Genomic DNA, 13,766 nt, shown 5'->3' on the forward strand with positions numbered 1-13,766 from the left:
ATTATTATGAAAAAAATAATTTTATTTACCGTATTAGGATTGTCTTTGCATAATGGATATGCACAAGAGAGAAAGATCATAAAAGCAGGTAATCACTATAATGGTTTAGCATACGTCGATGCAATTGATACCTACTTAAAAGTAGCTCAAAAAGGATATAAATCAAAAGAGTTATTTCAACGTTTAGGTGATTCATATTATTACAATGCTAAATTCATAGAAGCTAATAAATGGTATACTGAATTATTCGCCTTAGGTGAAACAATAGAAGCAGAATACTATTATCGTTATGCTCAAACGCTAAAATCATTAGAAGATTATAAAAAAGCAGATGAGTATATGAATAGATTTTATCAATTAACATCAAAAGATACACGAGCTAATATCTTTAACAATCAAAAAGATTATAAAAATATTATAGCAAAGAATTCAGGACGTTTTGAGATAAAAGCAGTAAGTGTTAATGGAAAGTCTTCAGATTATGGGACAGCATTTTATGGAGATAAAGTTTTATTTGCTTCAACCCGAGACTCTATAGGTCTTTTTAAAACCCGAGCAAAATGGACAGGGAATTCATTTACCAATTTATATATTGCTGATAAAAATGAAACAGCAGATGATCTACTCAAAGCAGTACGTTTCTCAAAAGCAATCAACTCAAAATACCATGAAGATTCACCCGTTTTTACCAAAGATTTAAAGACGGTTTACTTTACCCGTAATAATTTTAATGAAGGCAAAGTAGGAAAAGACGATAACAAAGTAGTAAACTTAAAAATATATCGTGCGAACTTAAACTCCAAAGGAGAATGGGTAAATGTAGTTGAATTACCTTTTAATAGCGATCAATATAGCGTAGCCCATCCAGCATTATCACCAGATGAAAAGACTCTGTATTTTGCATCCAATATGCCAGGGACTTATGGACAATCAGATTTGTTCAAAGTAGCTATTTTAGGAGAAAATAGTTATGGAACCCCTGTTAATTTAGGAAGTGGAATTAATACAGAATCAAGAGAAACATTTCCTTTTATAACAGAAAAAGGAGTATTATATTATTCAACTGATGGTCAACAAGGACTAGGAGGCCTAGATATTTATGCTACACAATTAGATGAAAAAGGAATGGCATCTAATTTAGTAAACATTGGATCCCCAATAAATGGTCCTATGGATGACTTTGCTTTTATTATAGACGAAAAAGGAAAAGGATTCTTCTCTTCAAATCGTACAGGAGGAAAAGGTCTAGATGATATTTATAGCTTCATAGAAAAATCCCCTTTAAATTTAGAGATTCAACATGAGTTAGCAGGAATAGTTACAAATTCAGAAACAGGAGAAATAATTCCAGGAGCTACCGTAACCTTGTATGATGATAAATTTAATGAAATTGGAAAAGTTTTAGCAGATGAAAAAGGCCTTTATGATTTCAAGAAAGTACCTGCTGGTAAAAAATATTACGTAAGAGCAGAGAAAGACGAATATGAAACAAAAGAAAAATCAGTTGATATTCCAAACAAAACAGGAAAAACCAACTTGCCAATAGATACAGCTAAAAAAGTACGAGTAATAAAAGAAGGTTCAGATCTAGCAAAAATATTTGATATTAAAATCATTTATTTTGATTTAGATAAATCATTTATTCGTTCTGATGCAGCAGTAGAGCTAGCAAAAATATTAGAAGTAATGAAACAATATCCAACGATGAAAGTAGATGTTAGATCCCATACAGATTGTCGTCAAACAGCAGCATATAATGCTAAACTTTCTGATCGTAGAGCAAAAGAAACAATGGCTTGGTTAGTTAAAAATGGCATAGCCAAAGATCGTTTAACAGGACGTGGTTATGGAGAATCACAGTTAGTAAACAACTGTGCTTGCGAACCTACAAACGAATCTTCTTGTACAGAAGAACAACATCAAGCTAACAGAAGAAGCGAGTTTATTATCGTAAAAATGTAATAAAATTTTTGTTTAATAGAAAACAAGAGAATGTCCTAAAAGTCTGCAATCTTTTCATTTCAACCAAAGTGAGACTTGAGGACTCACATAAATAGGCAAAGCAAGTACTATTAATTAGCCCAACTCCTCTTTCAGTTGAAGTGACAGAGATATGGATTTTTCACTTTTGGGACAGCCTCTTTATTTTTAAACAATCTAAGCTTACAATATAATATTTAAAAAATCAAGAATAATTGTTTTAATTCGAAAATAGAGTTATAATTTAAACATAAATAATATTATATTATTTAAATCTTTTTAATAATCAAAGTACCAATTAAATACATCAGAACGTAATCCTAAAGATATCCAAGTTGTATTTTCGTTATAAATTTGAGGCGTATTTACAGCAGGCTTAAATGAACGATATATAAAATTAGCAAATAGTTTTAAATTTGTACTTGGATTAACTAAAAACCCAACATTTAAGTCTGCTATTGCTACTTTCGTTTTATTACCTTGACCAACAACAACACCTTTATCTCCAGAACGATCTAAATCATAATCTTTATAAATATTAGAGCCATAATTTTTCTTATCAGTTAGAGAATCAAAATCTAAACCACGTATACCATAGTTAAGCTTTGCTTCTGCAAACAAACGTCCTCGTGTGTAACGAGCAATAGCAACTAACTCATTTAGATTTGATCCCCAGTTATGCCCCATACTTTGATTATTATGTCCATAATTAGTAATTACTTCGCTATGAGAATAAACATAAGGACGTACGATATTAATCTCAGCTTGCAAAGATAAATTGGTTACTCCAAAAGCGTTATAATATTTACCTCCTAATTGATATGCCATTTTATTACGCCAACTATTTTCACCTCCAAAAACATCACTTACAGCAAATTCATCAATTAATAATTGCCCATATGTATTAAAACAATTTGTCCATTTATATTTAGCTGTTAAGCCTATTGCTGCATTACCACTTTTTGAGGAAGAAGCAAATTCTACAGAACGGTAAAATATAATAGGATTTACAAAATTCACATCAAACCCTCTATTGTTTGTATTAGACCAAACAACGGATTCAAAAAAACCAATATTTAATCGTTTAGAAGCATTCCAACTTAAATAATGATTTGCCATATATTTTGTAGCATAGGTTTTTTCAGCGGTAACTTCTGGACGAACATCCTTTAACCACATGTAGGTATTGGTATACTTAATTTTCCAAAAACTGGTATTAATTTTTACAAATGGATATGGACTAGCGGCATCACCCTCTAATAAAGAACGATAACCATCACCAATAAAATTTCGACTGTAACCTAATTGTACATTCAAATGATCTGAAGAAGTGTAAGTAATAATAGCATCTGCGGAAGGAAAATCAAATTGATTTCCTTTAAATTCTTTTGCAATTCCTATTCCTGGAATTATAGCTGGATTGCCTCCTGATGATTTTTGAGAAATAGCTAAACGATTATAATAATCTGCAAAAAAGCCTTGGCTTTCAAAAATAGAAGAAGTAAAAGTCCAATTTTCACCTATAGCTCCTTGTAGTTGTATAGCACGGGTATTATTATAAGTATAACCTGATTTTTCAGGTGATGTTTTACCTAAACGTAAATCCCAAATTGGATTTAATGTAAACCAGTAATCTTTTCCTTGTATAGCAACTAGATTTTCATTAAATAGTTTACGTCCCCACCAGCTTTTTTTATTTATCAAAAGCTTCTGATTTGCTCGCTCGAAATCATAATACTTTCCAACTTCTTTATAACTAAAAGGCTTAGATGCTGTATGACTATTAGTTCCCATTTGATTCATATAACGATCAAAATTAGCATAATAGCTATGTGAAAATGGAATGTTTAAATAACTTTTAAACTGTGGATTATTAAACCTTTGATATTCCTTTTCTACATTTTCTAATTCTGGTGAAATCTCTTTAGAGATATTAGCAACTATTTTATTTTCTTCCTTTTTTTCTAAAGATTTATTATTTAAAAAAGGGTAAACCATGGTAAAGGTATACTTAGAATAGGTTGGACTACCATTATAAGTAGCAGGTTCTATGGTAGGTAAAGAATTAAAAACTCTTTTAGTTTCTGTAATTAATTCAGGATATAAAGCGTCTACATAAATTATTTTAAAATGACCTTCAGCATCAACTTCAAATAGTGTAATTACCTTACCTGAAGAGGTATCCGTTGCTAATTGTGAAGGCATTTTAAAATTTTTATATATAAAATCTTCTAATTGAAAATGAAAACATTTTTCTAGTTCTGCTTCAGAACTCTGCGCACATTCAGAAAACACAGGAAATTTCTCGCGTTTAATTTCTTGTGCTAAACTAGAAGTAATTACAAATAAAAGAGCAAATAAAATTCTCATTCGTAAACTTATTAATAAACACCTGTTGTAGATAGTCCATCAACTATTGCCTTAGCTGCGGAAGTTCCTATTCGTTCTACCCCTAAATCAATCATTATATTTGCCTCTTCAATATTACGAACTCCACCAGCTGCTTTTACGGGAAGAGGAGATGAGCTTGCTAACATTAATTTTATGGTATGAACTGTTGCCCCATTTGGCTTTCCATCAACAGTAGGATAAAAACCTGTAGAAGATTTTACAAAAATTTTATGAAAATCAGATTCATTAAAATTTTCAACAATAGTATTTCGTATTAAACTCGAAATTTGGGTGATATGTTCATCTGTCAAAGCAGCTACTTCAATAATAAATTTAACTACTTTATTATTTGAAAGTCCTAACTGAGTACATTGAATAGCTTCTTGTCTTATTAATTCTACTTCACCTTTTTTAAAGGCTTCATAATTTATAACATAATCTAATTCATCAACTCCATTTTGAATTGCTATCTTAGCTTCTTCAATTTTTGAAGCTATTGAAGCTGTTCCAAAAGGAAAATCAATAACGGTTCCTATTAGTACCTCTGAATTTTGTTCATCAATCATTTTTCGAGCTGTACTTACATACTCTGGACGGATCATTACTAGTTTAAAATGTTCTTTTATAGCTTCTTGAATAGTTTCAACAACTTTATTTGTATTTTCTTCGTCTGAAACTCCTGCTTGTTCTGCCTTTTTTAAGTAGGTAGAATCTAAATATTCTCTAACATTCATATTTTTTTATTTTGCGATAAAAATAAAAAATCTTAATTAAGCACAAACTGCTTTTAATCATTTTATTTTTTAAAAAACGATAGAAGAGGATAGCGGATGTTATAGCTCCTAAACTGTTTGCTATAACATCTTTAATTTCAGCAAAGCGATTAGTTGTCAAGAATTCTTGTCCTATCTCAACTAAGATACTGAATACTATAGCTACAAACGTTATTAAAAACGTCATTTTCTTTAAACTCAAACATTGTGTTAGTACTATATACTTCATCCATAAAAAAACAAAGACAAAGTAGAATACAAAATGCACTACCTTGTCTTCATTTGGAAAAGTATATTTAGGATTTAATGTTGGTGCTTTAAAACTTAAAAAAAGAATTAAAGAAGTCCAACATAAAGCCAACCAAATAAATTTTCTTTTAGGCTCCAATAAGATTTTTATAATCTTCACTTGACAATAATCCTTCTATTTCGGAAACATCTGAAATTTTCACTTTAATCATCCAAGCAGCTCCATAAGGATCTGAATTTACTAACTCAGGATTAGATTCTAATTCTTCATTGAATTCAACGATTTCTCCAGATAATGGTAAAAACAAATCAGAAACTGTTTTTACTGCCTCTACTGTTCCAAAAACTTCATCTTTAGCAAGTGTTTGATCTAAAGTGTCAACTTCTACATATACGATATCTCCAAGCTCTTTTTGAGCAAAATCTGTAATTCCTACTGTAGCGATATCTCCTTCAACACTCACCCATTCGTGATCTTTAGTGTACTTTAAATTAGTTGGTATGTTCATTGTTTTTTATTATTTATAATACAAAAGTATAATTATTAAAATAATATCAAAATCATATTTTCAAAAATTAATTCCCCAATGTATAACGCAAAGTAAAACCTGCTCTAATATTTGTAATAGGGAAAGAAGTAGAAATGACCGCTCTATTAAAATTATAATCAAAATAAAACAAGGTGGTCAGATTAGAGGAAAATTTATAATCTCCAGAAATCTTAGCTGTTATAATATTCTGTCCTCCTCCTAATTGATTGTTATTATAATCTATATTTCTTACGATCGTTTTATTATTTCTAAACGAAATATCTCCACGTAAATTAATATCACTTTTCACGATACCTGTATTATTATCCGCTAATCGTGAACGGATGGCTACATCTTTAATACGATATCCTATACCAAATATATATTCTTGCCCTTTTAACTCTGTAACTAAATTATTATCAAAGCTCAAAGATAATGTTCGGTCTTTTTTCACCTCTCCTATAAATTTCAGTGAGTTTTTCATTTGAATATCTAATCGCAATAATGGACTAAACTGTTCTGTTAAATTTACATTACCAATAAGAGTAGAACTATAATAATTTCCAGACACATCAACTCCATTAGGATTTTTATCATATTCAAGATTTGAACGATATGAATTTAAGGTATAAGCAGACTTATAAGCATGTTGTATACTAAAACTTCTAAAACGGTCTTTAAAAAATTTATAACGCATCAAACCAGTATATTTAATATTCCAATTAGGCAATGGAAATATTCTATTAAAACTTAAAGGAACGTTTGATGAATTTCTAAAATCTGAAGTATAGGCTGCTAGAAATGCAGGTAATAACACTTGTTGACTATTTTTACCGTATCCTTTAGGGAATCCATCAGAATCAAGTTTAGAAGGATCATATAGCGGATCATAAGAAACACGTTGTTGAGCTAAGCGTTCTGCAATTTCTCTTCTACTATTTCGAAATGCGTCAAAAGCCTTAGAACCATTTTCATCACTTGCAGCAAAAGCTGTACCTATCATTAATGTACTAATTGAATAATTACCTGTATAATAAGGAGATAATGAATTATAATTCCCATCTGTAACTGTATATTGTTCGGTATAATTATTAGAAATAGTACGATCCGCCACTAAATCAATAGTTAAATCAGCAAATGGTTCTAATTTAGCATTTGCTTGTAATTGTTTAGTATTTACTTTAGTAAAATTCTGATTAAACTTATCATAATTTGTTAGCCAACCATTTTTAGCTGCTTCAAAACGCACTTCGTCTTGCATTCCGAAAACAAAACCTAATGAAGGTCTGGAAGAACCTAAAAACCCTATGGTTGGTAAATATCCGGGTAATGAAGTACCATTAGTCTCTGAATAATTTACTTGTATATTTTTAATAGCAGTAACAACTCCTATTAGTCCATCTAAAAAAATATTTTGTTTTGCTATTTTTTCTTTTGGTTTTGCAACTATTTTTTCTCCAGGTTTAGGTGCTGTTACAGGTACAACTGGCTTAACTGGTTGTTTGCTTCTTTCTGAAAACTTAACTAATCCTATATATTTATAGAAATTAGTCATTGAAAAGCTTGTATTTAATTTATGCGTATTTGCATTTTGAATAGTATTACCTAGATCGTAAACTAAGTTTGGATTAGCTAATTTATCTGGATAAAAATTTCTCATTGCATCTGAACCTCTATTCCAAGAATAATTCCCTGTATAGGTATAATCTGATTTAATAAAAGAAAAAACAGGAATTTTTTCTATAGGTAAAGTATAATTAGCTGTAATTTGTTGATTATGTTGATTAGGTTCTCCAATATTCCAAAAATCATCCCAGACAGTATACTCTGGTTTTTGAAAATCTGCATTATTTTGACTAATAATATTATTGTTCCTTATAATGTTACCTGTAGTAGCTGTATAATTTATTTTTAATGAACGTGTAAGATTAAAATTAAATCCATAATTATAATTAAATAAATAGTTTCTACGGTATAGTGGTTCAACGCCTGCTACTATGCTTTGATCAACTTGACGAAATTCTTGCTTATTAAATTGACGTAATATAGATGAACTAAAGTTAATATTAGATGGTAATAAATTAAAATTTAAATCACTCAATAATTTCCAATAAGCACTTTTTTTCATAAAAGATGTTTGCTTAAAGGGCTCAATTGTTTTTGCTTTAAAGGTATAGGCATAATCAGCACTTGTACGTATTTGTTGATCTAAAACATTTTGAACTTCAAAATCACGATGTCTCATTTCGTTATAAGAATACGAAAGTGTTAGATTTTCAACATCATAAATATGGGGTTTTTGCTCTGGTGAACGTTCTTTTTTACACCAATAAAATTAATACTTTTTCTTTTAGTAAAATTTTCGGCTCTTTTTCTGATAGCGTCTTTTTCTTGTTCTGTTTGAGCTACTGCTAAAACATCTTTTAATTTTAAGTCTTGATATAACGGATCGTATTCTGGTGTAATAGTCTGTTCTCCTACCGCATAATTAAATGGTAAATTAACACCCCATTTTTTAGGTAATAATTTACCCAAACTAACATTTGTTACAAGATCATATTGCCACATATCCTCTCGACTTCTCTCATTTGGCTTTTGTTCAATAGAACCAAAACCAATAGTCCCCATACGACCTGTAGCAGAAAGGGTTAAAAAATCAGCCATATTTGTATCTAAGCTTGCAACAGCTGCCATTCCTCCTGACTGATCCATTTCGGCTAAACGCAATTCATTAAACCAAACTTCTCCTCGTAATTGTTTTTTATCAATATCTTTAGGATTTTTTAATCCCACCATCAGCGTACGAACATATCCTATATTAGGATTTCCTTTTACTCGAATCTTCATGCCTATTGTTGCACCACTATCATACACAACTGCTTCTCTAACATACGATTTATCTTCAGAATCTATAAATTGAGGATCTGCCTTAAAACTTTCTAATTTTAGCTTACCTAAAGCAGAAAGTGCCAAGTTAATTTCGTTTTCTGCAGGCCAAACAACATCTGCTGCACCTTGTCGGAAGGGAGTTACTTTTAATGGTACTTCAATTTCATAAAAATTATTAGTAAAATCATTTCCAAAACGAAGAAATGCACTTAAGGTTTTATCTTTTAAATCATTTTCAACTAAAGATTCTGCATGCAAAAACATCTTTATACGATTGTATTGACGCATATCAACACTCACATTTTTGAATACAGCTTTTGACTCACCGTCTACTAAACCTTTAGATTCATCATTTGCAGAACCTACACGTAAAACTAGGGATTGCTCATTTTGTTTAACAATTGTATTATTGTTATTAATTTGCTCTCGTTGTACATTAGGAGGCAAAACATAAGGAATTGGTAGTCGTTGAGCATTTTCCTCTATATTAATGCTTTGCACCTCAAAATTAGTATTTGAACCAACAACGCTTGTTAATTGACCTGTATAGCGTCTCCATTCTCCTCTAACTAAGTCTAAAGCTCCAAAACGTAAGGTAATTTGATCATCAAAACCATTAACCAACATACGCATAAATCGGATAGAGCGGGTATCTGATATTCCCCCAACAGGGATTCCTTCTGAAATTGGAATTTTATACTGTATCCAACGTGCATTCTTTTTTTCTCCATTTCCAAAATCTACATCCTTTACAATACGTTCACTCACTACGTATTTATCACCCGATTTAGCATTTGGTTTTACATCAATTTCAAATTTATAATACCCTTCAACTGTATTCATAGTATTATCTCTATTAATATCTTCAACATCTGGAATTGTAGAGTTTCCTCTATTAGTATCTGTAACATCTACAGGTGAGTTTTTTTCTGTTCCGTTGTATTTTTTATATCGATCAACAATTCCTCCTGAAGTATTTAAGTAATACTGATAATTATCCATAGCAGGGTCTTCTTGATTTGCAAAATTAGGGAACTGTACTCGTTCTTCTACATCGCTTAACCCATTGAGTCCTACATCTTGCAAGGTTCTATTATTATTATCTGCATCAAAAGTATAAATAAGAGATTGATTAGCTGGGACTTTACCCCACTTAGAAGGTATTGTTTTTTGAACTGAACCTAATCCTGGTAATCCATTTTCGTACATTTTTTTACCATCTTTCAAAATATCCTCTGACACTTCTCCTAAATGAATTGAAATTTTCCCTGTATTAGCTGGAGAAACACCATTAATATTTTCATAATATGGGTCAAGTAACCAAAACTGAACATATTCAACATTAGCTTGTTCAAAATTAGTAGTTGTAATAGGACGCATAATACCCGCAAAAGATTTTGTAGGATTTGGCATTTCATTATTTAATGCAGCTGGGTTAAAATTATAAGGGCCCCTTTCTTTAGGATAATAAGTTAAATCCAAAGTATTTACAACTCTTGAATCTCCTATGGCGATACTGGTTTGCGGATACAGCTCATCCATATAAATTCTTCTTGTATTATACTTAGCTACATCATTATCTGTTATTCCCGAAGGTCTTTGATTTGTGTAAAATATAGGGTCAATACTATACCAAGATAATTTAGCTCTATTAAATCCGTAACTTAAATCACTAGCACTTGTTTTATCTTGAAATTCATCTGGAATACTAGCTAAACTCCATGACTGAGGAGCTCTCATATCAATAGTTGATTGTGATCCTTCAAAATCATCTACATAGACTGTTGACTCTCCATTAAAACGATCTATTTTAGATGTCCCAGGCATCAAATAAGCTAATTCTCCTCTAAAAGAGAAATTAGAAGGCACGTCCGTATCAATATTAGGAAGTTTATTAACTAATCTAGTAAAAAATGGTACTTCTGTAGAAAAATTACCATTAATACCAAACATAGTATTATTCACAGATTCTTGTCCATAATTTGTTTTTTGAGTAAAAGGACGTTCAGACATATTAATTAAAGTTCCATTTATTTGAAACTTATCGGAAATTTTATGTTCAATATTAAATCCCATATAACGTCTAGTTTGTTGACCAAACATAGAATTATTTTCAACGGAAACCTGAATTGGTGTACCTGAAGCTTGTAATGAGGGATCTAAAATTTGAACACGTCCCGCTTGGTAATTTACGGTATAGTCTACACCTTCTTGTAAAACTCTTCCACCAGCTGTTACAACAACAGAACCTCTAGGAACATTAACCGCTCCTAAAGAAATACCATCTCCTCCTGTAGACTTAAATTTACCTTTTAATTGAAATTTATTTTTCTCACTATTCTGTAAAGCAGCAGCCTGTGTTTTTTTATATAAACTAGTATAAACGTATTTCTTTTGATTTGAATTATAAGAATTTTCATCATTATAATTTTCAGCAACATTATTTGAAACTAATTTTTCAAATAATGATTTTCCAAAAGGTTCTACTTTAGTAAATATAACGCGTCCATTTTGAGTATCTATTGTTAATCCTGGTAAAAAATCAAAAAAGCCATCACCTCCTTTAGGATCATTATAAAAATCTAATTTATCTAAATCAAATACTTTAAGTAAAGGAACATTAGAAAAATCGCCTCTTAAAGGTAAAGGGGTTCCTAATGTAATATAATTTACAGGTGAAGGATCTGTATATAGTATATTAAATTTAAAATCTGATTTTTCTAACTGATAAGCACCTGGGATTTGATAAATATTTTTCATCATCAGGTTCCAAATGGGTTTATCTATATTATTTAAATTAGGCTTTAATAGCTTTAAAACCAAAGCTTTTGTAATAGGTATATCATTAGTTCCTGTTGTTGATGAAGTAACGCCATCATTCCCAAATTCTCCTACTTGATACACTTTATTTCCTTCTGTATATTGATAAGCAACAGCTAATACTTCGTCATTTGTCAAACGTTGATTTAATGAAATATATCCGAGTTGTGGATGATAAGTATATTCATTAGAATTCAGTTTACGCGCATTTTCTAGCTTAGAATAATCAACTCCTTCTTTTACGTTTAAACCATTAAAACCTGTTGATACATTAGAAACATCTCGTATAGCATCATTTAACAAATTACCTGCCTCTCCTATCTTTTTAGGATTAAAACCATTATTTGCATTATCTACAGGTGTATCAGGTGAAACTTTAAAGAAATCAGCAGGGATTGGATTTAAACCTACTATTTCATTTCCTTGTAATTTACTGCTTTCTGCTTCTCCTAAATCTGAAAGAGCTACTATATTACGGATATTATTTCCTTCTACTCCAGTAGTAATTCTATTTTGTCTATTAGTAACCCAAACTTCTAAACGGGTAATTTGTGTTCTTGAATTAATTACGGGATAAGTTTCTAATGCGCGATCATAATTATTTCTAAAAAATTGTGATAAGAAAAAATGACGATCAGCATCATAATCTAAAGCAAATAAACTAAAATCTTGTATCAAGCCTCCTCCTTGGGCAGTTACTGTTCTAGTTTGTGATTTTTGTTCAGAGAAGACACCTGTAAAAGTAGTTCTTCCAAATTTTAATTCTGTTTTAAAACCGAATAAGCTTTGGGCTCCTCTAATCAGACTATTACTCAACGGCATACTAACATTTCCTACCTCAATTTTTTGAAGTATATCATCTTCCGTAGGTGTGTATTGCAACTTTATTAGATTTTGAAAAGCAAAAGTTGACTCTGTATCGTAATTAACGTTTACGCGAAGACGAGTACCAACTTGCCCCATTAAGCTCATACTAATGCGCTGATCGAAATCAAAATTAAAATTACTTCTGTTTCGGGGTGAAAAAGCAGGATTATCTTGTTTAGAATAACGAATTCCTAAATCTACCTCTACACTTCCGGTGGGTTTAATATCAATTGTATTACTTCCAAAAATAGATTCAAAAAGTCCTGATCGGATATAATAACGAGGTAATAAATCTTTCTTCTTTTCTTCTGAATTTTTCTTTTGCCCAGCTACTGCATCTGCTTTTTCTTTAAAATATTTATGTATAGCTTCTTTTTTTATTAACTTCTGATATTCTTCAGGCGTTAATACTACTGGATAATCTATTGTAAATCCTTCAAATGATTTTGTATAAATATATCGATCAGTTACAGGATCATATGTATAAGCTTCTAAAATACTTTGGGGATTTGGTAATTCCATTTTACCTTTTTGATATCCTTTTAAAGTATCTTTTACTTCCTGAGAATAGAGTGTATTAAAAACAAAGAAAAACAGTATATAAAAACTGTTTTTAAATAATAAATTGAATGGGGAAAAAAATTATTTTTCAATGTTTATAAATTTTTTAAAGCTTGTTTTATAATATTTTCTACAGTAGCTTCTGGTGTAGAAGCAATAATTTTTTCAACTACTTTCTCAGCAGATTTTCTAACAAAACCAAGCACTTCTAAAGCAGATAACGCTTCATCCTTATTTGTATTGTTTGGAATCAATGAAACTTCATCTATTTCATAGATTTTTAACACTTTATCTTTTAATTCAATTATGGCTCTTTGAGCTGTTTTAATACCTATTCCTTTAATAGATTGAATAGTGGACACATTTTCAGAAGCCAACGCATTTATAATTTGTTTTGGTTCTAACGAAGAAAGCATTGTTCGTGCTGTATTAGCACCAATACCTGAAACAGAAATAAGTAATTTAAATATTTCTCTTTCTGATTTTTCCATAAATCCATATAAAGAATGACTATCTTCTTTTACTTGTAAATAAGTGTATAATTTTACAAAATCATTAGATGGTAATAAACCATATGTATGTAAAGATATATGAATTAAATACCCTACCCCGTTGCAATCAATTACAACGTCGGTAGGGTTTTTTTCTACTAATTTTCCTTGTATGTGTGCAATCATGCTCTTTTTATTATTCCTTCAAATATAGT

At 30.4% G+C, this 13,766-nt stretch carries 6 protein-coding genes and 1 pseudogene; 1 reads left to right on the forward strand and 6 read right to left on the reverse strand.

Going from position 1 to position 13,766, the window contains the following annotated elements:
• Positions 1–6 precede the first annotated feature (6 nt).
• Positions 7–1,962 (forward strand): OmpA family protein, encoded by a 1,956-nt coding sequence (locus tag JJC03_RS02890; protein WP_088445493.1) that lies wholly within the window; start codon positions 7–9, stop codon positions 1,960–1,962.
• Positions 1,963–2,259: 297 nt separating this feature from the next.
• On the opposite strand, the gene remB is transcribed toward JJC03_RS02890, so the two are convergent.
• From remB to ruvA, 6 genes and pseudogenes are all read right to left on the reverse strand, one after another.
• A complete protein-coding gene (gene remB, locus JJC03_RS02895) occupies positions 2,260–4,350 on the reverse strand; it encodes a gliding motility outer membrane protein RemB (protein ID WP_103714459.1) in 2,091 nt (696 codons plus the stop codon).
• A gap of 11 nt (positions 4,351–4,361) precedes the next feature.
• On the reverse strand, positions 4,362–5,105 hold the full coding sequence (deoC, locus tag JJC03_RS02900; RefSeq protein WP_088400498.1) for a deoxyribose-phosphate aldolase: 744 nt from the start codon (positions 5,103–5,105) through the stop codon (positions 4,362–4,364).
• The gene (locus tag JJC03_RS02905; RefSeq protein ID WP_235873955.1) at positions 5,095–5,505 is read right to left on the reverse strand and encodes a VanZ family protein; all 411 of its coding nucleotides are present in this window, start codon (positions 5,503–5,505) and stop codon (positions 5,095–5,097) included. The genes deoC and JJC03_RS02905 overlap by 11 nt, the downstream gene beginning before the upstream one ends.
• Positions 5,506–5,521: 16 nt before the next feature.
• Positions 5,522–5,902: a glycine cleavage system protein GcvH gene (gene gcvH / locus JJC03_RS02910; protein WP_088400502.1), complete on the reverse strand. Its 381-nt coding sequence runs from the start codon at positions 5,900–5,902 to the stop codon at positions 5,522–5,524.
• 67 nt (positions 5,903–5,969) lie between these two features.
• Positions 5,970–13,021, reverse strand: a pseudogene (gene sov / locus JJC03_RS02915) (T9SS outer membrane translocon Sov/SprA).
• 134 nt (positions 13,022–13,155) lie between these two features.
• The gene (ruvA, locus tag JJC03_RS02920; RefSeq protein WP_088400506.1) at positions 13,156–13,737 is read right to left on the reverse strand and encodes a Holliday junction branch migration protein RuvA; all 582 of its coding nucleotides are present in this window, start codon (positions 13,735–13,737) and stop codon (positions 13,156–13,158) included.
• Positions 13,738–13,766 lie beyond the last annotated feature (29 nt).

The organism is Flavobacterium oreochromis, from assembly GCF_019565455.1.
Taxonomy (GTDB): Bacteria; Bacteroidota; Bacteroidia; order Flavobacteriales; family Flavobacteriaceae; genus Flavobacterium; species Flavobacterium oreochromis.